Origin of the sequence: Amycolatopsis nigrescens CSC17Ta-90 (genome assembly GCF_000384315.1) — a bacterium.
Lineage (GTDB): Bacteria > Actinomycetota > Actinomycetes > Mycobacteriales > Pseudonocardiaceae > Amycolatopsis > Amycolatopsis nigrescens.
The window spans coordinates 560881-580829 of record NZ_ARVW01000001.1 but is presented as its reverse complement, the minus strand read 5'-3'; the positions used below and the strand labels follow the sequence as shown (position 1 = coordinate 580829).

The following is a 19949-nucleotide window of genomic DNA, read 5'->3' as shown; positions in this document are numbered from 1 at the left end:
TGCCGGGCACGAAGGAAGGGGTTCCATGGGGAAGAAACTGGGGCTGTCGGCGCTCGTCGGCACCCTGCTCAGCGTGCTGGTCGTGCCCGCAGTGTCGGCTGTGCCGGTCATGGCCGCCGAGGGGCCGGACTGGCACCGCTGTGCACCGGACCGGCCGGCGAACTTCGAATGCGCGACGGTGCGGGTGCCGCTGGACTACCAGCAGCCCGGCGGCAGGCAGATCGACATCGCCATCTCCCGGGTGAAAGCGGGCGATCCGGGTGCGCGCCGCGGCGTGCTGCTGATGAACCCGGGCGGGCCCGGCGGGTCCGGGCTGGACCTGCCGGTCAGCGGCCTGACGCCGAAGGAGGTCAGCGATCGGTACGACCTGATCGGCTTCGACCCGCGCGGGGTCGGAGCGAGCACGCCGGTCGGCTGCGGCCTCGGCGAGGGCGGTGGCTGGTCGCCGATCCCGTTCGACAATGCGAAGTTCGCCGACGCCGTCGCGCAGACCAAGGAGATCGCCGAGAAGTGCTGGGCGAACCAGCCCGACCTGCTGCCATACATCACCACCCGCAACACCGCCAGGGACATGGACGTCATCAGGGCCGCGCTGGGCGAGCCGAAGATCTCCTACTTCGGCATCTCCTACGGCACCTACCTCGGCGCGGTCTACACCCAGCTGTTCCCCGAGCGGTCCGACCGGATCCTGCTGGACAGCAGCGTGGACCCGGAACGCGCCTGGCGCGGCATGGTGCAGATCTGGTCGCTGCCGGCGGAACGCGCGTTCGACCTGTTCGCGGACTGGGCCGCGGAACGGGACGCGACCTATCATCTCGGCGACACCGCCGCGCGGGTGTCGAGCGGGTTCCGGCGGCTGCTGAACCAGCTAGACAAGGAACCGGTGGTGGTGGACGGGCGCAGCTACGACGGCAACACGGTGCGCAGGTCCGCGCTGGGCGCCGGGCAGCACGAGGAGAACAGCAAGGCACTGGCCGAACTGCTGCGGAAACTGCTGGACGCGCCGGGCGCCGGTGCTGCCAGGACCGAAGCCGCCCCGCCGGCCGAGCCGCTGTTCCCGGCCCGGCCGGCGCGCTGGCAGTCCCCGCCGCCCGACAACAGCGCCGCCGCCTTCCTCGCCGTGGTCTGCGGAGACGCGCGCTGGCCCACCGATGTGGAGCAGTACCGGCGCGACGCGCTGCGCGACACCCGGCGCTTCCCGCTGATGGGCGGGCAGACCTCGAACATCGCGCCGTGCGCCTTCTGGCCGGACCCGAAGGAGCCGCGCACCCAGATCCGGGACAACCGGGCGGAAAGCGTGCTGCTGGTGCAGAACTCGCACGACACCCAGACCCCGATCGAGGGTGCCCGCAACCTCCGCGAGCTGCTGCCGGACAACTCGCGAATGGCACTGGTGGAGGGTTCCTGGCGGCACGGCGCCTATCCGGGCAACTGCGCCGACGCCACCGTCACCAGGTACCTCCTGAGCGGCGAGCTGCCAGCCAAGGACGTCACCTGCCCCTCCACCGGCGACCGTTAACCCTCCCTGATGTCGTGAAGGTGCCCTTGCCTACTTCCAAGGTAGGCAAGGGCACCTTCACGGATTGCGGGGAACCGCTCAGACGAAGGCGCTCTGGCCGGTGATCGCCTTGCCGACGATCAGGGTGTTCATCTCCCTGGTGCCTTCGAAGGAGTAGATCGCCTCGGCGTCCGCGAAGAACCGGGCGATGTCGTGGTCCAGTACGATTCCGTTGCCGCCGAAGATCTCCCGGCTCCAGGCCACCACCTCGCGCATCCTGGCCGTGACGAATGCCTTGGCCAGCGAGGAGTGCTCGTCGCGGAAGATCCCGGCGTCCTGCAGCCTGGCCAGCTGCACCAGCATGCCCCAGGACGCGGTGATGTTGCCGAGGCTTTTCACCAGCAGGTCCTGCACCAGCTGGAACCGCGCGATCGGGCGGCCGAACTGCTCGCGCTGCTTGGCGTAGTCCAGCGCCAGCTCGTAGGCGCCGATCATCACGCCCAGCGCCTGCCAGGCCACCCCGCCGCGGGTGGCGCGCAGGACCTCGGCCACGTCGCGGAACGAGCCGATCCGCTGCAGACGGTTCGCCTCGGGCACCCGCACGCCGGTCAGCGTGATCTCCGCGTTCTCCACGATCCGGAACGCGATCTTGTGCTCGATCTTGACCGCCTCGAAGCCGGGAGTGCCCTTATCCACCACGAAGCCCTTGACCTTGTCGTCGGCCACGTCCCGCGCCCAGACCACGACCAGGTCGGCGAAGGTGGCGTTGCCGATCCACTTCTTGGCGCCGTCGAGGATCCAGGTGTCGCCCTCGCGCCTGGCGGTGGTGCGCATGCCGCCCGCGACGTCGGAGCCGCCCAGCGGCTCGGTCATCGCGAAGGCGCCGATCTTGTCCATGGCGGCCATCGCGGGCAGCTAGCGGTCGCGCTGCTCCTGGTCGCCGCCGCGGTACACGCTGTACATCGCGAGTCCGTTGTGGACACCGTAGAAGGTGGCCACCGAGGCGTCGGTGCGGCTGTACTCCATGGCGAGCATGCCGACCAGCAGGTGGCTCGCCGCGGGCAGCGGGTCGCCGTAGCCCTCGTAGGCCAGCCCGGTCAGGCCCAGCTCGCGGAACTTGCCGATCAGCTCGTGCGGGAACTCGCCCTTCGCCCAGTACTCGTTGACCAGTGGCTTCACCTCGGTGCGCATGAAGTCGCGTGCCTTCAGCAGCATCTTGCGCTCTTCTTCGGGAAGCAGATCCTCGTAGCCGTAGAAGTCGGCGGTGAGTGGGCCGGTCATGACTGAACCTCCTTGTTCGCACTGTCCAAAGCAGACAGCACGGCGAGCTGCCTGCGGTCACGTTCTTCGGTGAGCTCGGCGTAGCTCTGCGCGCCGTAAGCGTTTTCCACGGCTTCGATGAGCCGTTCCCGTTGTTCGGGTCCCTGCTCGGGCTTGCCGAGGGAGTCCCACATCCGGTGCATCGACTTGCCGATGTGCTCGGCCATGTGCCGGTACCCGCCGGGGCCGCCGCCCAGGTGCGAGCCGAGGAACGGCCCGACGGTGGACCAGCGCAGGCCGAGCGAGTTCACCAGCACGGTGTCCAGCTCGGCGGGGGAGACCACGCCCTGCTCGACGAGGTAGATGGCCTCCCGCTGCAGCGCGTTCTGCAGCCGGTTGCCGACGAAACCGGGAATCTCCTTGCGTTCCACCACAGGGACGCGGCCGAGGAACCGGTAGAACTCCACCGCTCGTGCCGCCGACTCCTCGGTGGTTTGCCTGCCTGGCACCACTTCGACCAGCGGGACCAGGTGCGGCGGGTTGAACGGGTGCCCGATCAGCACCCGCCCGGCGCCGTCACCTTCACCGGCGAACTCGCTGGACGGGATGGCCGAGGAAGAGCTGAGCAGCAGGGCGTCCGCCGGGGCCTCGCGGACCAGCGTCGCAAAGAGTTCCCGCTTGAACTCGACGTTCTCGGGGCCGTTCTCCTGGACCACGTCCGCGTCGCGCACCGCGTCGGTGGTGTCGGTGGCGATCTCCACCCGCGCCGCCAGGTCGGTCACGTCCAGGCCCTGCGCGGCCAGGTGCGGGGCGAACGCGGCCAGCGCGCCCGCCACCGCCTCGGCCAGGTCGGGCCGGGGGTCGCTGACCCGGACCCGCAGGCCGTGCCCGGCGAACAGCGCGGTCCAGGACAGTCCGATGGTGCCGGCGCCGAGTACCGCCGCCGTGCGGAATCGCTCGCTCATCGCGAACCTCCCAGGTAGTCGTGCACCGGGCGGACCGGTGCCAGGGTGAGATCGGTCAGCAGATGGCTGGCCGAGACGACCTCGCGCACCGGCAGGTCGGCCAGCGGGGCCAGTACGTGCTCGAACAGCTGCAGCCGTGCCGGGCCGGTCCACGCTTCACGGACCACCACGTCGGTGATCTCGGTGCGGACCAGCTCCGCCACCCGCGGCGCGCCGTCGTAGTCGGGGATCAGTTTGACCATGAAGGTGGGCACGGTGACCTGGGCCTTGGCCTCGGCGAGGTCCAGCGGGTGGTGCTTGTAGCCCATGGTCGCGGTGGCCACCCGCAGCGAGCCGTAGTCCAGGGTGCCGACGAGCGCGCCGTGGTCCAGGTAGAGGTCCGGCGCACCGATCGTCTTCGGGTATGCGCTCACCTCGCGGCCGGACGCGGTCGCCGGGAAGTTGTCCAGGTACATGGCGTGCAGGTATTCGCCCCGCTCGCCGTCGAACCGCACCGGGATCGCCTGCCCGGCCTCGACGTACGGGCCGTAGCCGGTGACGTCGCCCATCCGCATCACCTCGAACCGCACCAGCGGCTCGTCGAGTTCGAGCGGTTCCGGCACCACGGCGCGCAACGCGTCGGCGTCGGTGCGGTACACGATGTTCAGATACTCGCGGCTGGTGAACCGCGGCACGACCGGCGCGTACGCCGGACTGGCCAGCGGAGTGCTCACGTGCCGTGCGACTTCTTCCAGCTTCATCGCTGCCTCACTTTCCCTGCCAGGCCGGAGCGCGGCGTTCGGTGAAGGCGCGCATGCCCTCCCGCACGTCCTGCGAGCTCATCAACCCGGCCATTTCCCTCGCCTGTGCGGCGAAGGCCTCGTTCTCCGGCACGCCGTCGGCGGCACGGACGATCTTCTTCACCGCGGCGAGCGCCAGCGGGGCGTTCGCCGCGAGCTGTTCGGCCAGCTGCAGCGCCACCGCGGCGGTGTCGCCGGCGGGCACCACCCGGTTGGCGATCCCGAGCTCGCCGGCCCGCGCGCCGGTGATCGGCTCGCCGGTGAGCAGCAGCTCCATCGCCAGGTGGTGCGGAATCCGGTGCGGCAGCCGGATCGCCCCGCCACCGGCGGCCACCAGTCCGCGCTTGACCTCGGGCAGGCCGAACTTCGCGTCTTCGGCCGCCACGATCAGGTCGCAGCCCAGCGCCAGCTCGAAGCCGCCGCCCATGGCCCAGCCCTCCACCGCGGCGATCAGCGGCTTCGAGGTCTCGGCCCTGGTCAGCCCGCCGAACCCGCGGCCGGGCAGCTCGGGCGACTCGCCGGCGAGCGCGGCCTTGAGATCCATCCCGGCGCTGAACGTGCCGTCGGCGCCGGTGAGCACCGCGGCCCGCAGTGCGGGCTCGGCCTCCAGCCGGTCAAGGGCGGCGGCGAGCCCGGTGGCCACGGCTGCGTTCACCGCGTTGCGGGCGGCTGCCCTGTCGATGGTGATGAGAAGCGTCCGGCCGATCACTTCGGTGCGTACTTCGTTGGTGCTCATGAGGATTCTCCTGTCAGTCCTGTGTGGACAGCTCGGCGAAGACCTCGTCGGTGTGCTCGCCGGGCACCGGCGCGGGACGGCGGATCGAGCCGGGGGTGGCGGAGAACCGCACCGGCAGGCCGATCGAGCGGATCGGGCCCTCGGTCGGGTGCTCGACCAGGTCCAGCAGGTGACCGTCGGCGACGTAGGGGTCCTCGGCGGCGCGGTCGAGCTCCAGCACCGGCGCCATCGGGATGCTGTGCTTGGCGCAGACCTCGGCCCACTCGTCGGTGGTCAGCGCCGGGGAGCACTCCGCGATCAGCGCGGCCAGGTCGCCGGTGTCGGCGTTGTCAAGGCTGTCCCCGGCGACCCTCGGGTCCTCGGCAAGGTCCGGCCGGCCGGCGGCGGTGAAGAAGTCGCGGAAGTTCTGCGGGTTGTAGGGGATCACGCAGGCCAGCCCGTCCTTGGTGGGCACCGCCTGGTGGCCTTCGGACATCGAGAGGCGGAACCCGGTCGGCCCGGTCGCCGGCTCGAAGGTGTGCCCGGCCAGGTGCTCGACCAGGTTGAAGGCGATCATGGTGTCGGTCATCGGCACCTCGATGTACTGGCCGGCACCGGTCGCCCGCTGGTGCACCAGCGCGGCCAGCACGGAGTAGACGATGGTCAGCGCGGACACCTTGTCGCCGAGGATCGTGGGCAGGTACACCGGCCTGCCGATGGCCCGGTTCGCCACGTCGACCAGCCCGGAGGATGCCTGCACTGTCTCGTCGTAGGCGGCATTGCCGGCCCGGTCGGAATCCGCGCGGAAACCCTGTGCGTGCGCGTAGATGAGCTTTTCGTTGCGCCCGGCCAGCTGCTCGTGGTCCAGGCCGAGCCTGGCCAGCGCGCCGGGGCGCATGTTGGTGATCAGCACGTCGGCGGAGTCGATCAGCCGCAGCGCCCGCTCGCGGCCGGCGTCGTCCTTGAGGTTGAGGGCCACACTGCGCTTGTTGCGGTTGACGTTGAGGCTCAGCGCGGTCATCCCCGGGGTGTGCCGGTACTCGCCGTGGCGCACGGTGTCCGATGGCGACTCGATCTTGACCACGTCCGCGCCGAGGTCGCCCAGGATCTGCGCGGCGTAGGGGCCCATCACCACGGTCGACAGGTCGATGACCCGGACGCCGGCCAGCGGTCCCGAACCCTCCGGTGCGACGGTTTCCATGCCACTCTCCTCACGTTTTCGGCCACTCTTCGATCTACCTTCGAAGTTAGGCTCGAATGCGCTGAAAGGGAATGATCAATGGGCGAAGAATGGTATGACCGCAGCGGTCATACCATTCTTGCGGGACAATTCAGGCAAATAATTCCTCGGCGAAGATCTCCTGCGCCGCGGCGATCAGCGGGGCCAGGTCGGCACCCCGCTCGGCCCGCTCCCGGTGCCAGAGCAGGCCGGTGCGCAGCTCCGGGGCGAACTCGGTGAACGGCAGCACGGTGACGTTGTCCAGCCGGTACAGGTGCATCGGGCTGTCCGGGTCCAGCATGGTGATGGAAAAGGCGATCCCGCTGGAGACCAGTTCGGCGATTCCGGAATAACCGGTGCCGGGCAGTCGGATGCGTTTCTTGACCCCGGCCGCGTCGAGCCTGGCGTCGAGCTGTTCGAAATAGGTCGGGGTGGCGTCCGACGGGGACGGGATGTACGACAGCTCGGCAAGGTCGGCCAGCCGCACCGAGTCCCGCCCGGCGAACCGGTCGGCGGGCACCGCGGCGCCGAGCCGCTCGGTCATCACCTCCAGCACCTCCAGCGCCGGGTCGGAAACGGGCAGCCGGGCCAGGGTCAGCGCCAGCCTGCCGTCGTGCACGGCGGCCACCAGGTCCGCCGAGGCCCCTGGCCAGCGTTTCAGCTCGTAGGAGTCCTGGCACCGCTGCGCCAGCTCTCGCACGCGCTCGCGCAGGCCGGGATGCACGCCCGCGGGCATCCCGACGAAAACCGTGCGCCGTGCCGCGGTGGCCGCGTCCCGCAGCTTCCACGGGATCGCGTTGACCCGCTCCAGCACGTCACGGGCCAGTGGCAGCAAGGCGGTGCCGGCCTTGGTGAGCGCCACTCGGTGCGTGCTGCGCTCGAACAACTGCTGACCCAGCTCGCCCTCCAGATCCTTGATCCGCTGGCTCAGCGGCGACGCCGCCATGTGCAGCCTGCGCGCGGCCTGCGAGAAGTTCAGTTCCTCGGCGACGGCAACGAAATAGCGAAGGTGCAGCATCTCCACCGGCTCACCGTACCCACGCCATGCTCGCCCGGCAGACCGGCGCGGTGACCGGGAGCACGTCCGCGCCCGTCGTGTCGAGGCAGGCGGAACCGGCCTGCTCCGGTAGAAAACTCCCCTGATGAGCAGACGTGGCGCAAAGAGCGTGCCGGTGGCGGTTTTCACGCTGGCGGTGGTGATCGCGGGTGGGGTCTGGCTGGCGCAGCGGACCGGCGATCCGGCCCAGCCCGTCCCGCCCGGCGCCGCCGGGCCTTCGGCGGCGCAGCTCGACCGGCTGACCGTCGCGGTGGAGGACACCGGGGCGCACTACCGGCGCGAGGACTGGGGCGACTGGGCCAGCCAGGGCAACTCGTGCGACACCCGGGAGCTGGTCCTGCAGCGGCAGGGCACCGGCGTGCGCACCGGCTCGGGCTGTTCGGTCACCGCGGGCAGCTGGACCAGCCGCTACGACGACACCGGGGTGGACAACGCCAGGCAGCTCGACATCGACCACCTCGTCCCGGTCAAGGAGGCCAACCGCTCCGGCGCGCGGAACTGGACGCGGGAGCAGCGGGTGACCTTCTACAACGACCTCGACAACCTGGTCGCGGTGACCGCCTCGTCGAACCGCGGCAAGGGCGACTCCGACCCCGCGCACTGGCGCCCGCCGGCCAGGGGCTACTGGTGCGGCTACGCCACCGGCTACCTGACCATCAAGCTCCGCTACGGGCTCAGTGCCGACCAAGCGGAGTACGACGCGCTGCGCCAAATGCTCGGCACGTGTCCGCCGGTCGCGCCCTGAGCCGGTCCCGTTTCTCCCGGGCAGCTACACGGTAAGTAACCGTCAGCGGGCTTTGTCGGGAAATTGCTCACCAAACCTACTTTTGGCGGGTTCCGACGGTACCAGGGGCCGCACAGACTTTTCGCACGGACTGTCCGGAGTCGGAGAGTGGAAAGGGCGCCCTATGAAGCACAAGAACCTGATACGAGCGTTGGCCGTGGCCGGTGTGTCGATGGGCTCTGCGGTCGCGCTGAGCATGTCCCCGGCAACCGCCGCCGGACCCCAGCTTTCCCAGGGCGTGCTGACCGCGATGCAGCGCGATCTCGGCATGGAGCCCGGCCAGGTGCTGACCAGACTGGCCACCGAGTCCGCGGCGAGCCGAGCACTGCCGGCCGCGCAGTCCGCGGCGGGTGCCGCCTTCGGTGGCGCCTGGTTCGACACCGCCGCCGGCAAGCTCGTGGTCGGCCTGACCGACCAGAGCGCCGCCGACGCGGTACGGGCGACCGGCGCCGAGACGGTGCGGGTGGCCAACACCGAGGCCGCGCTGGACACCGCCAAGGCCGCCATCGACCGGTTCGCCGGGCAGACCGCGCCCAAGGCCGTCACCGGCTGGTACGTGGACGCGAAGTCCAACTCCGTGGTGGTCAAGGTGCGCGACGGCGCCCAGGACGCGGAGGTCGGGAAGTTCCTCGACTTCGCCAAGTCCGCCGGCCCGGTCCGGGTCGAGCAGGCCAAGGCCGCGCCGCGGGTGCTCGCCGGTGACGTGGTCGGCGGCGACGCCTACTACATCGGCGGCTCCGCCCGCTGCTCGATCGGGTTCTCGGTCAACGGCGGGTTCGTCTCGGCCGGCCACTGCGGCTCGCAGGGCGACTCGGTGACCGGTTCGGACCAAAGCGACATGGGCTCGTTCGCCGGCTCCTCGTTCCCCGGCGACGACTACTCGCACGTCGAGGTCAACTCGTCGTGGACGCCGACCCCGGTGGTCAACGGCTACGACCAGGGCGATGTGACCGTGACCGGCTCCAGCGAGTCCGCCGTCGGCGCGTCGATCTGCCGTTCCGGCTCCACCACGGGCTGGCACTGCGGCACCGTGCAGGCCAAGAACCAGACGGTGAACTACGCCGAGGGCACGGTGACCGGGCTGACCCAGACCGACGCCTGCGCCGAGCCCGGCGACTCCGGCGGCTCCTGGGTGAGCGGCACCGAGGCGCAGGGCGTCACGTCGGGCGGCTCGGGTGACTGCACCTCCGGCGGCGAGACCTTCTTCCAGCCGGTGAACGAGATCCTCTCGGCCTACAGCCTTACCCTGGTGACCGGCTGACCTCGGTCGCACCCTCTTCCCCCGCCATCGGCCGCGCCGGTGGCGGGGGATTTTCTTTGTGCCCCGACCGGAATTGTCGCGGGGAAACAGTATTCCGGACAGCTCTATCGTATGCGGGTGAGTGTTTTAACCCCTTTCTTGCGGTGCCAATGGGCGCATGCCACGATGCGCTCGGCGGTCTCGCCGAAATGAAACGCTCGAACCACTCAAAAGGGTTTCCCAGTGCCTTTGTCCACCCGTACGGCCGTGAGGCGCGGGACGACGGCACGCCCCTTGGTGGTCGTCGCGCTGGTCGCGTTCGTGACCACACTGGACAACAACATCGTGGCCGCCGCGGCCCCTTCCATCGGCAGGGAGCTCGGCCTCGGACTGGCCGGCCTGCAAGGGATCACGCTCGGCTACATGCTGCCCTTCGCGGGTCTGCTGCTGGTCGCGGGATCGCTGATCGACCGATGGGGCCAGCACCGGACCCTGGTCGCCGGGCTGCTCGTGTTCGGCGCCGGCGCGATACTCGGCGGCTGCGCGCGCAACGCCGAACTGCTCATTTTCGCGCGGGTGCTGCAGGGCGCCGCCGCGGCCTTCGCGGTACCGGCCACGCTCAGCCTGCTGCGCACCGAACTCGACGAGCGACGGCGCGCGGTGGGCGCGGCGATCTGGACGGCGGCACTGGCCGTCGCGCTCGCCCTCGGGCCGGTGGCGGGCGGGCTGCTCAGCGAACAGTTGCACTGGAGCTGGATCTTCTTCAGCAACGTGCCCTTCGCGGTGGTCGCGCTCTTCCTCGTGCCGCCCGGCTCCGGCGAGCGGACCAGGGGACCGGCGCCGGACCTGGCCGGCACGCTGGCCGCCACGGTGGCGATGGTCTGCTGCACGCTCGCCCTGCTCGCCACCGGCACCGGCGGCGGCTGGACCGCCCCGGTCGCACTCGGCGCCACCGGGGTACTGGCCGCGATCGCCTTCCTGCTGCTGGAAAGGCGTTCGGCGAACCCCCTGCTGCCCAAAGCGCTGCTGCGGGAACGAGTCTTCACCGGCGGGCTGCTGGTGCAGCTGCTGTGGGGCCTCGGCGTGAGCGGGGTCTTCTTCTTCACCCCGTTGATGCACCAGGACTCGCTCGGTCTCGGCCCGACCGCGGCCGGGCTCCCGCTGATCCTGGTGGCCGTCGCGCTCGTGCTGGCCACCCCGTTCGTCGCCCCCGCGGTGGCCAGGTTCGGCCCGCGGCGGACCGTGGCGGCCGGGCTGCTCACCGTCGGCGTCGGCCTGTTCGCGGTCGCCGTGGTGAACCAGCAGCCCGATCTGGTGCCGCGGTTCCCCGGCCTGCTGCTGATCGGCGCGGGATCCGCGTTCACCGTGCCGCTCACCTCCCATTCGCTGGAGGTGGTGCCCGAGCGGTTGTCCGGCATCGCGTCCGGCCTGCTGACCGCCTCCCGCGAGCTTTCCAGCGCGCTCGGCGTCGCGGTGATCGGCGCGGTGCTCGCCGCCTGGCGCGCGATGAGCACCGCCTCCGGCGCGGCCGACGGCCCGGCGCTCGCCAGCGGGTACGCGGCCGGGCTGGTCACCGCCGGAGCGCTCCAGGTGCTCGCCGCCCTGCTCGCACTCGCGGTCTTCTCGCCCGCACGATCCCCAGGTGCCGCCCGATGAACCAGCCCACACCGGCGATGACCCTGTCCGCTTCTCTCACCCGCTGGGCCCGCCGGCGAGGCGGGGAGGTCGCGGTCACCGAACCCGGCTTCCGCTCCCGCGGCGAGTCGGTGCACACCTCGCTGACCTGGCGCGGCCTCGACCGCCGGGTGGACGCGCTCGCCGGGCATCTCCAGCTGGCCGCCGCGCCGGGGGAGCGGGTCGCGGTGCTGGTCGGGCAGACCACGGACTACCTGGTCGCCGTGCTCGCGGCGATCAGGGCCGGGCTGGTCGCGGTCCCGCTCTTCCCGCCGGGACTGGCCGGGCACACCGAGCGGCTGGCCGCCGTGCTCACCGACTGCGAGCCCGCCGTGGTGCTCACCACCGCGGCGGATTCGGGGACGGTGCGGGCGTTCCTGCGCGAGCACGACCTGGACACCGCGGAGCAGCTCCCCGTGGACGTCCTGGCCGGGACCGCGCACCTGGTGCCCCAGCCGGTCGACACCGGCCCGGAGGACGTCGCCTGCCTGCAGTACACCTCCGGCTCGACCCGGCCCCCGGTCGGCGTGATGATCACCCACGCGAACCTGGCCGCCGGGGTGGAACAGGCCATCCGCGCCTACGGTGTCACCCCCGGCCGGTCGGTGACCGTGAACTGGATGCCGCTGTGCCACCACGTCGGCTTCCTGCTGAGCGTCGCGTTGCCCGTACTGGCGGGCCTGCGCACCGTGCTGCTCACGCCGTCGGCCTTCCTGTCCGAACCGGTGCGCTGGCTTCGCGCGCTCACCGAGCATCCGGGCGCGGTCAGCGCCGCGCCGAGCGCCGCCTACGGCTACTGCGCGTCCAGGATCGTCCGGGCGGACAAGACCGGACTCGATCTCGGCCGGGTGACCGCCCTGATCGACGCCGGCGAACCCACCCAGCCGCAGGCGATCGACCGGTTCTGCCAGGAGTTCGCCGAACACGGCCTGCACCCGCAGACCCTGCGCACCTGCTACGGCCTGGCCGAGGCCACCGCGCTCACGTCCGCGACACCGGCCGGCGCGGCCCCCGCCCGTCGGACCTTCTTCCGCGCGCAACTCGGCCGCGGCCATGCGGTGCCCTGCCCGGCCGGCGACCCCGACGGCATCACCCTGGTCTCCGCCGGCCGCCCGGTCGGCCAGCTGGTTCGGATCGTCGACCCGGCCACCGCCGAACCCGCCGAGGACGGGCAGGTCGGCGAGATCTGGGTCAGCGGGCCGAACGTCGCCAGGGGCTACTGGCAGCGGCACGAGGACTCGGCCGAGACCTTCTGCGCCCAGCTGCGCCACGGCATGGACCCCGAACCGCGCTGGTGGCTGCGCACCGGCGACCTCGGCGTACTTGCCGGCGACGAGCTGTACGTGACCGGCCGAATCAAGGACCTGATCACCGTGGACGGCCGCCGCCACTACCCGCAGGACGTTGAGGCGACCGTGGAGCGCGCGCATCCCGCCGTCCGTCGCCGCGCCGTCGTCGTGTTCGTCGTACCTGCCCCGGAGGGTGAACAGGCGGTCGTGCTGGCCGAACGCGCCCGCTCGGCCGACGCGACCGAAGTGGACACCGGCGAGTTCGCCGGTGTCGTCCGGCGCGCCGTGGCCGTCGCACACGGCCTCGCCCTGCGGGACGTCCTGCTGCTCCCGCCCGGCGGGGTGCCGCGGACCGCCAGCGGCAAGATCTCCCGGGCCGCCGGAAGGGCCAGCTATCTTGCCGGGAACACGCACGCCGCGCCGTCCGGCTGAGCCGTTCCGACACTTTCGAGTGCGCTCTCGACCCGGCTGGGGTATCGCTCCACGCCAGTGACTCGTCATACTCGGACGGGTACTGAACGTGGCGGCGGGAAGCGGGACGATGAAGAAGACCACGACGATCCTGGTCGCGGCGCTTTGCGGCCTGGCCGCCTGCGCCCCCGCCNCCCCGCCGGCCGCTCCGATCGCTCCGGGCCCACCCCCACCCCCTCCTCCCGTTCAGGTTCCGCCCGTTCCGGCGCCGGACGTGCAGCACACCGTCAAGCTCGAGGTGAGCGGCCCGAGCGGCTCCGTGTTCCGGGTGACCGGAGCCGTGTTCGGCGACACCGGCCTGATCGACATGCCCGAGGTCGGCGCCGACTCGGCCAGCTTCACCACCGCCGACACCGGCAACCTCGGCCTGAGTGTCAGCGTGCTGCCGGGGGCGAACCCGCGCACCTGCGTGATCACCATCGACGGCGCCACCGTGGTCAGCCAGGCCGCCGCCACCGACGACCCGATCACCTGCACCGCCCCGCGCACCGCCTGACGGTCGCCACCACCTCCTTTCTCCGGCCGGTCAGGCCGGGGTCGCCTCGATGAGGCAGAAACCCGACGGCACCGGCAGCGGGGTGACGTCGGTGAGCGCGAACCCGGAACCTCGCAACAGGGCCTCGAACTCGCTCCGGGTGCGTTCCAGGCCACCGAGGTTGACCAGCATGTTGAGGTCGCTGAGATAGGAGAACGGCAGTTTCTCCGGGTCGACCGTCTCCGGCAACACCGGTTCGAGGACCAGCAGCCTGCCCTGTCTCGGCAACGCCCGCCGGCAGTTCCGGAGAATGGTGCCGGCCCATTCGTCATTCCAGTCGTGCAGCACGCTCTTCAGCAGCTGTACCTGCGCCCCGGCGGGCACCGCGGTGAAGAAGTCGCCGGCCTCGACCGCGCAACGTTCCGCCACACCCGCCCGCTGCAGCGTGCTCGCCGCCTCGGCCGAACCCTCGCCGGTGTCGAACAGGACACCACGCAGCCCGGGGTGCGCGTGCAACACCGCGGCGAGCACCGTGCCGTTCCCACCGCCGACGTCCATCACCGTGTCGAACCGGCCGAAGTCGTACGCCGAGGGCAGTGCGTCGGCAACGCCCTGACTGCCCTGGCCCATCGCCGCGTTGAACAAAGCCGACAGTTCGGGATTGGCCTTGAGATGGGCGAAGAAGGACACGCCGAACACGTCGTCGAAGGTGGTCCGGCCGGTGCGGACGCTGTCGTCCAGCCGGTACCACGCCTGCAACATCATCGGATCGGTGCACATCCGGGCCAGCGCGTACACGGAACCCGCCCGATCCGACCGCAGCAGCGAACCCATCGTGGTCAGCCTGTACCGGCCAGGGCTGTTCTCGGCGAGTACTCCCAATGCGGCCATCGCGCGCAGCAGACGGTTCGTGGTCGACACGGGAGTGCGGAATTCGGCGGCCAGTTCGCCGGCCGAGCGTTCCCGATCACCGATCGCGTCGGCCAGCTTCATCCGTGCGCACCATCCGATCACCTGGGCGGACATGGAACCGAACACGAGACCTGCCAGCCTGACCCGCGACGCCTCGAGTTCGCTTGAATCCGGCATAGGACACCTTCCCGCTTCCCGCCCCAAGGGGCATGACGAGATCGTCCCGGCGAAACCACCTCTGCCAGGCGATAATGATTATCAACTCTATTTTAACGCGGGTACCCGTCTTCCCGGCCCGGATCACCTCCTTCCTTCCGGGTGAAAAGGGGCTCCGCGAATGGGGCACACGGGCGCGCCGGCTGTGCAGGCCGGCGCGCCCGCGGCGGGCCCGGCTAAGGGGAACCGGGCCCACGGGCAAGGCCGCCTCCGGAGGGGGCACCACCATTCCCAGGAGGGACGGCGGCCTTGCCCGGTCTCGGCGGGTCAGTCCCAGATCTGGATCGCACGCACCAGGAAATGCGCCTGCGGCACAAAGGTTCCATGACCCGGATAGGTGGTGAAGTCGCCTTCCGTCGAACAGTCCTCGCCCTGATATACGGTCACATCGCGGCTCATGCGATTGGCGAAGGAATGTGCGCCGACTTCACCCGTCAGCGGGATGCATTCCCCGGGATTGGCCGTGCGCAGGTCGAGCCGTTCGACCGAATCGGCGTAGAACTCGCCGCTCCAGGCGCAGAACTCGCCGTTCTGACAACTGAACTCGGGCGGTGAAGCCGGTGCAGCCGGTGAAAACGTTGTGGCCTGGGCGATCCCGCCGCCGCAGAGCAGGCCGAAAGCGGCGAGCACGAGCACCCGGGGCAGGCGGGCGCGCAGCGTCGAAGAGTTTCTGAACATGATTGTGTTCTCCCCAATGGGTCAGTGGCCCGGCTTCGGCGGCTTTCGCCTTCCCGGTTGCCGGTGGAATCCGATGACTCAACGATGGCGGGGCGGGGCGGGGTTGTCACCCCCGGATTTCGATTCTGTGGACAAGTGTGCCGATCCCGCTCTTTCGGGGCCTGGTTGTCCACAGTTTTCGTGAGGGTATTGCGAGGGGATGGGCGGTCTGCTACTCGCGTGATGGCGGGCCGGTCGAAGCGCGGACCACCAGCTCGACGTCCAGGGTGGTGGGCTTGGGCGGCCGTTTCCCGGCCAGCAGCCGCATGGCCAGCTCGCCGGCGATCTTTCCCTTGCGCACCAGGTCCTGGCGGATCGTGGTCAGCGCGGGCTCGGCCCAGCCCGCGGGCGGGGTGTCGTCGAAACCCACCACCGAGAGCTGCTCCGGAACGGCGAGCCCGAGCTGCTTCGCCACCGTCAGCGCCGCCAGCGCCAGCTCGTCGGACATGCACAACAGGGCGGTGGGCCGGGGATCCCGCCGCAGCAACTCGTGCGCGGCCTTCATCGCGGGCTCGCGGAACAGCCCCGAAGTCTCCCAGATCGCCACGCCGTCCAACGCGACCCCCGCCGCGGCCAGCGTGTCCAGGTAGCCCTCAAGCCGCGCGCGGTTGTCCGCGAACCGGCTTTGCCCCGCCTCGGCCACGCTCAGCGGGCCTTCACGCGGCTCGGACAGGCACTGTGCGGACAGGATGCCGAACCGACGGTGGCCGAGATCGAGCAGGTGTTTCGCGGCCGCGACCGCGCCGCCGCGGTCGTCGGTGCTCACCCGCGCCGCTCCAGGCACGACCGGCTGGTCGATCACCACCAGCGGCAGCCCCCGGTCGCGGACGGCCCGCAGCGCGGGCGCGTGGTCGGCGAGCGAGTAGGCCACCGCGAGATCCGCCTGCGCGGCCAGCACCCGGTCGGCGTGCGGCCCGCCGTCGTGGCCGCCCGGCAGCAGCAGGAGCGCGTGCCCGCTCGGGGTGATCTCGGTGGCCAGCGCGTCCAGCGTGATCGACAGCGCCGGGTCGGAGAAGGCCGCGGACAGGTTGGTGTCCAGCATGAAGGCGATCGCGCCGGCCCGGCTGGTGGCCAGGCTGCGCGCGACGGGGTTCGGCCCCGGGTAGCCGAGCCGCTTGGCCGCGCGGAGGACCTCTTCGCGCAGTTGTGCGGAGAGCTGATCCGGCCGGTTGTACGCGTTCGACACGGTCGCCCTGGACACTCCGACGTCGTCCGCGACGTCGTCCAAGGTCGGGCGTCGCCGTCGTGGGCCGGTCATTCGGGCAAGTCTAGACGGCACCAGCGGGGGTGGACTTTCTGAAGCGCTTAAGTCATTCTGGGCCAATGGTTTATCAGGGTTCTCGGATCTCGCCACGGGTGGCGGTGACCGTCGTCTTCGCGCTCAACGGGGCGACGCTGGGGTCGTGGGCGCCACGCGTGCCCGCGTTGGCCGACCGGCTGCAGACCGAACCGGGCCCGCTCGGCCTGGCGATGCTGTGCGCGAGCGTCGGCATGCTGCTCGCCGCGTCCTTCTCGGGGCGCCTGATCGAAGCGGTGGGCGCCAGGGCGGTCAACATCGGTTCGGGGCTGGCCGCCGCCGTCCTGCTGCCGCTGGTGGGTTTCGCGCCCTCGGTGGTGCTGCTCGGCGTGGCGCTGTTCGGGCTCGGCGCGTCGGTCGGCGTGCTGGACGTGGCGATGAACGTGGCGGCGGTGAGCGTGGAGCGCCAGACCGGCCGTCCGATCATGCCGACCTTCCACGCCGGCTTCAGCTTCGGCGCGCTGGCGGGCTCGGCCACGGCCGGGCTGGCCGCCTCGCACCAGTGGTCGCCCGGCCGCCAGCTCGGCGTGGCCGCGATCGCCGCGGTGGTGGTGCTGCTGGTGGTCTGGCGGGCACTGCCCGGCGCCAGGCCGGACCCCGCCGCGGAAACGGCCCCCGCGCCGGCGACCGCGCCGGTCCGGCGGCCCGTGCTCTGGCTGCTCGCCGCGGTCGCGCTCTGCTCCGCGATCGCGGAAGGCGCCAGTTCGGACTGGTCCGCGCTACTGATGGTCACCGAACACGGTGTCGGCGACGGGGCCGCGGCACTGGCCTACTCCGCGTTCGCGCTGGCCATGGCGATCGCCCGGCTCGGGGGCGCCTGGATGCAGCGGCGGTACGGCGCCACCAGGGCGCTAGCAGGGGGAGCGGCGGTGGCCGCGATCGGGCTGACCGCGGCCGCAGTACTACCGGTGCCCGCGGTGGCCTACGTCGGGTTCGCGCTGGCCGGGGCCGGGCTGGCGGCCTGCTTCCCGATCGCGCTCGGTCTCGCCGGTGAGGCGGGCAAGCGCGCCGACGACAGCGGCGGCGAGCGGGAGATCGCGTTCGTCACCGCGATCGCCTACACCGGGTTCCTCGCCGGTCCGCCGTTGATCGGCGGCATCGCGCAGGCCACCTCGCTGTCCACGTCGTTCGTGGTGGTCGCGGTGGTGGCGGCGATCATCATGCCGGCCGCGATCGGCGCCGGGCTGGCGCGTCGCCGCGAGCGGGTGCCGGTCGGCTAGCGGCCGGAGCCCCGCGGTGCGCCCGACCACCGCATCGTGCGCGCGGATGTCCACATTGGACAGAAGTCGTCGGCCGGGTCCCCGCGCGCCACGGCCGGGCGTTCCCGGCCTACCCTCGTTGCGTGCCCGAAGAGCAGCGAACGACCGTCGAACCGGACCAGCCAGTGCGCAGGGCCAGCGTGCTGCCCCTGCTCTCGGTCAGCGTGGTGCTCGCCGCGGTGATCGCGGTCGCACTGGTCGCGCTGACCGGCGGCGCCGGTTACGTGATCGCCGGGCTGCCCGACCCCGGCTCCCTCACCCGGTACGGCGTCACCGTGGTGCGGGTGCTCGCGGAGGGCGCGTCGGTGCTGTGCATCGGGTCGCTGCTGCTCGCGGCCTTCCTGGTGCCGCCGCAGGAGTCCGGCACGCTGTCGCCGGACGGCTACGCGGCACTGCGCACCGCCGGCATGGCGGCCTGGGCCTGGTTCGTCACGTCGGCCGCGTCGGTGCTGTTCACCGCCGCCGACGGGGCCGGCCGTCCGGTCACCGACCTGCTGTCGCCGCAGGCGCTGGTCGACCTGGTGGACGCGATCGAGCAGCCAAAGGCCTGGCTGTTCACCGCGCTGATCGCCCTGCTGGTCGCACTCGGCTGCCGGCTGGTGCTGTCCTGGGGCTGGACTGCGACGCTGTTCTTCCTCGCCGTGGGCGGGCTGGTGCCGGTCGCGGTGACCGGGCACTCCGCCAGCGGCGGCTCGCACGACCTGGCCACCAACAGCCTGCTCTACCACCTGATCGCCGCCGCGTTGTGGGTCGGCGGGCTGGTCGCCCTGCTCGCGCTCGGCTGGCGGCGCGGGGCGCACCTGCCGCTGGCCGTGCGGCGGTTCTCCCGGCTGGCGCTGTGCTGCTGGGTGGTGATGGCGGCCTCCGGCCTGCTGAACGCCCTGGTCCGGATCAGCCCGGCCGACCTGTTCACCACCGACTACGGCCTGCTGGTGGTCGCGAAAGGGACGGCGTTGCTGCTGCTCGGCGTGTTCGGCCAGCAGCAGCGCAACCGCGGCGTGCGGGCGCTGGACGAAGGCCGCGGCGGCGGGGAGTTCGTGCGGCTGGCCGCGGTCGAAGTGCTGATCATGTTCGTCACCATCGGCCTGGCCAGCGCGCTGGCCAGGACGCCACCACCGGCGGAACGGCAGACCACCCCGTCCAACACCGAACTGCTGGTCGGTTACGACCTCAACGCCCCGCCGACGCTCGCGCGGCTGCTCTTCGACTGGCGCTTCGACCTGGTCTTCGGCACCGTCGCGATCGTGCTCGCGGTGCTCTACCTGCTCGGCGTGTACCGGCTGCGCCGGCGCGGCGACGCCTGGCCGGTCGGGCGCACCATCGCCTGGCTTGGCGCCTGTGCCGCGCTGCTGATCGCGACGTCCTCGGGGATCGGCCGGTACTCGCCCGCGATGTTCAGCGTGCACATGGGCAGCCACATGCTGCTGTCCATGGTCACCCCGGTGCTGCTGGTGCTCGGCGGGCCGGTGACGCTGGCGCTGCGCGCACTCCCGGCCGCCGGGAAGAAGGCGCCGCCGGGGCCGCGTGAATGGCTGCTCGCGTTCGTGCACTCGCCGGTGTCGCGGGCGCTCACCCATCCGGTGGTGGCGCTGGTGCTGTTCGTCGGCTCGTTCTACATCCTGTACTTCTCCGGCTTGTTCGACTCCGCGCTGAACTACCACTGGGCGCATCTGGCGATGAACGCCCATTTCGTGCTCACCGGCTACCTCTTCTACTGGCCGCTGATCGGCGTGGACCCCGCGCCGCGCCGGCTGCCGCCGCTGGGCAAGCTGGGGCTGATGTTCGCGTCGATGCCCTTCCACGCGTTCTTCGGCGTGATCCTGATGAACATGCAGACCGTGATCGGCGAGGGCTTCTACCGGTCGCTGAAACTGCCCTGGGTCGGCGATCTGCTGACCGACCAGCGCCTCGGCGGCGGTATCGCCTGGGCCTCCGGTGAGGTACCGGTGCTGCTGGTGCTGATCGCGCTGCTGGTGCAGTGGGCCAGGGCGGACGAACGCGAGGCGAAACGGTCCGACCGCAGGGAAGACGCCAGCGGCGACGCAGATCTGGCCGCCTACAACGCGATGCTGCAAGGGCTGGCGGACCAGGGCAAGACGCGCGAGCGCTAGCACGGGGCACC

General features: G+C 71.2%; 15 protein-coding genes and 1 pseudogene. 7 read left to right on the top strand and 9 right to left on the bottom strand.

Annotated features, from left to right (window positions below; translation table 11 throughout):
* The first annotated feature begins 25 nt into the window (after positions 1-25).
* Positions 26-1519, top strand: a complete 1494-nt coding sequence (locus AMYNI_RS43400; RefSeq protein WP_020666427.1) for an alpha/beta hydrolase — start codon at positions 26-28, stop codon at positions 1517-1519.
* A 78-nt stretch (positions 1520-1597) separates the two neighbouring features.
* Here AMYNI_RS43400 and AMYNI_RS43395 read toward each other — a convergent pair.
* The 6 genes and pseudogenes from AMYNI_RS43395 to AMYNI_RS0102665 all read right to left on the bottom strand — a co-directional run bounded on the left by AMYNI_RS43395 (position 1598) and on the right by AMYNI_RS0102665 (position 7460).
* A pseudogene (locus AMYNI_RS43395) lies at positions 1598-2779 on the bottom strand (acyl-CoA dehydrogenase family protein).
* Positions 2776-3723: a 3-hydroxyacyl-CoA dehydrogenase NAD-binding domain-containing protein gene (locus tag AMYNI_RS0102685; protein WP_020666424.1), complete on the bottom strand. Its 948-nt coding sequence runs from the start codon at positions 3721-3723 to the stop codon at positions 2776-2778. The pseudogene AMYNI_RS43395 and the gene AMYNI_RS0102685 overlap by 4 nt, the downstream one beginning before the upstream one ends.
* On the bottom strand, positions 3720-4463 hold the full coding sequence (locus AMYNI_RS0102680; protein ID WP_020666423.1) for an acetoacetate decarboxylase: 744 nt from the start codon (positions 4461-4463) through the stop codon (positions 3720-3722). Before AMYNI_RS0102680 ends, AMYNI_RS0102685 begins: the two co-directional genes overlap by 4 nt.
* 7 nt (positions 4464-4470) lie before the next feature.
* Positions 4471-5238: a crotonase/enoyl-CoA hydratase family protein gene (locus AMYNI_RS0102675; protein ID WP_020666422.1), complete on the bottom strand. Its 768-nt coding sequence runs from the start codon at positions 5236-5238 to the stop codon at positions 4471-4473.
* Positions 5239-5251: 13 nt separating this feature from the next.
* Positions 5252-6418, bottom strand: a complete 1167-nt coding sequence (locus AMYNI_RS0102670) for a CaiB/BaiF CoA transferase family protein (RefSeq protein ID WP_020666421.1) — start codon at positions 6416-6418, stop codon at positions 5252-5254.
* A gap of 130 nt (positions 6419-6548) precedes the next feature.
* Complete coding sequence (locus tag AMYNI_RS0102665; RefSeq protein WP_020666420.1) at positions 6549-7460, bottom strand: LysR family transcriptional regulator; 912 nt, start codon at positions 7458-7460, stop codon at positions 6549-6551.
* Between the two features lie 118 nt (positions 7461-7578).
* Between AMYNI_RS0102665 and AMYNI_RS0102660 the strand changes: the two genes are divergently transcribed.
* From AMYNI_RS0102660 to AMYNI_RS43390, 4 genes are all read left to right on the top strand, one after another.
* Positions 7579-8238, top strand: a complete 660-nt coding sequence (locus AMYNI_RS0102660) for an HNH endonuclease family protein (protein WP_026359975.1) — start codon at positions 7579-7581, stop codon at positions 8236-8238.
* Between the two features lie 163 nt (positions 8239-8401).
* Positions 8402-9538, top strand: a complete 1137-nt coding sequence (locus AMYNI_RS0102655) for a S1 family peptidase (RefSeq protein WP_020666418.1) — start codon at positions 8402-8404, stop codon at positions 9536-9538.
* Positions 9539-9784: 246 nt separating this feature from the next.
* A complete protein-coding gene (locus AMYNI_RS0102650) occupies positions 9785-11173 on the top strand; it encodes an MFS transporter (protein ID WP_040405465.1) in 1389 nt (462 codons plus the stop codon).
* Positions 11170-12912 carry a fatty acyl-AMP ligase gene (locus tag AMYNI_RS43390; RefSeq protein WP_020666416.1) on the top strand — a complete coding sequence of 581 codons (1743 nt, stop codon included), beginning with the start codon at positions 11170-11172 and terminating at the stop codon, positions 12910-12912. Before AMYNI_RS0102650 ends, AMYNI_RS43390 begins: the two co-directional genes overlap by 4 nt.
* Positions 12913-13477: 565 nt before the next feature.
* Here AMYNI_RS43390 and AMYNI_RS0102635 read toward each other — a convergent pair.
* The 3 genes from AMYNI_RS0102635 to AMYNI_RS0102625 all read right to left on the bottom strand — a co-directional run bounded on the left by AMYNI_RS0102635 (position 13478) and on the right by AMYNI_RS0102625 (position 16529).
* A complete protein-coding gene (locus AMYNI_RS0102635) occupies positions 13478-14515 on the bottom strand; it encodes a methyltransferase (protein WP_020666414.1) in 1038 nt (345 codons plus the stop codon).
* A gap of 306 nt (positions 14516-14821) precedes the next feature.
* Positions 14822-15232: a peptidase inhibitor family I36 protein gene (locus AMYNI_RS0102630; RefSeq protein WP_020666413.1), complete on the bottom strand. Its 411-nt coding sequence runs from the start codon at positions 15230-15232 to the stop codon at positions 14822-14824.
* 211 nt (positions 15233-15443) lie between these two features.
* The gene (locus tag AMYNI_RS0102625; protein ID WP_026359974.1) at positions 15444-16529 is read right to left on the bottom strand and encodes a LacI family DNA-binding transcriptional regulator; all 1086 of its coding nucleotides are present in this window, start codon (positions 16527-16529) and stop codon (positions 15444-15446) included.
* 86 nt (positions 16530-16615) lie between these two features.
* Here AMYNI_RS0102625 and AMYNI_RS0102620 point away from each other — a divergent pair, with 86 nt between their 5' ends.
* Positions 16616-17788, top strand: a complete 1173-nt coding sequence (locus AMYNI_RS0102620) for an MFS transporter (protein WP_157357808.1) — start codon at positions 16616-16618, stop codon at positions 17786-17788.
* 164 nt (positions 17789-17952) lie between these two features.
* Positions 17953-19938 carry a bifunctional copper resistance protein CopD/cytochrome c oxidase assembly protein gene (locus AMYNI_RS0102615; RefSeq protein ID WP_020666410.1) on the top strand — a complete coding sequence of 662 codons (1986 nt, stop codon included), beginning with the start codon at positions 17953-17955 and terminating at the stop codon, positions 19936-19938.
* Positions 19939-19949: the final 11 nt, after the last annotated feature.

Excerpts from the sequence above, each read along its gene's own strand:
- AMYNI_RS43400 (WP_020666427.1), top strand. The coding sequence starts at position 26 with ATGGGGAAGAAACTGGGGCTGTCGGCGCTCGTCGGCACCCTGCTCAGC.
- AMYNI_RS0102685 (WP_020666424.1), bottom strand. The coding sequence starts at position 3,723 with ATGAGCGAGCGATTCCGCACGGCGGCGGTACTCGGCGCCGGCACCATC.
- AMYNI_RS0102680 (WP_020666423.1), bottom strand. The coding sequence starts at position 4,463 with ATGAAGCTGGAAGAAGTCGCACGGCACGTGAGCACTCCGCTGGCCAGT.
- AMYNI_RS0102675 (WP_020666422.1), bottom strand. The coding sequence starts at position 5,238 with ATGAGCACCAACGAAGTACGCACCGAAGTGATCGGCCGGACGCTTCTC.
- AMYNI_RS0102670 (WP_020666421.1), bottom strand. The coding sequence starts at position 6,418 with ATGGAAACCGTCGCACCGGAGGGTTCGGGACCGCTGGCCGGCGTCCGG.
- AMYNI_RS0102660 (WP_026359975.1), top strand. The coding sequence starts at position 7,579 with ATGAGCAGACGTGGCGCAAAGAGCGTGCCGGTGGCGGTTTTCACGCTG.
- AMYNI_RS0102655 (WP_020666418.1), top strand. The coding sequence starts at position 8,402 with ATGAAGCACAAGAACCTGATACGAGCGTTGGCCGTGGCCGGTGTGTCG.
- AMYNI_RS43390 (WP_020666416.1), top strand. The coding sequence starts at position 11,170 with ATGAACCAGCCCACACCGGCGATGACCCTGTCCGCTTCTCTCACCCGC.
- AMYNI_RS0102635 (WP_020666414.1), bottom strand. The coding sequence starts at position 14,515 with ATGCCGGATTCAAGCGAACTCGAGGCGTCGCGGGTCAGGCTGGCAGGT.
- AMYNI_RS0102630 (WP_020666413.1), bottom strand. The coding sequence starts at position 15,232 with ATGTTCAGAAACTCTTCGACGCTGCGCGCCCGCCTGCCCCGGGTGCTC.
- AMYNI_RS0102625 (WP_026359974.1), bottom strand. The coding sequence starts at position 16,529 with ATGACCGGCCCACGACGGCGACGCCCGACCTTGGACGACGTCGCGGAC.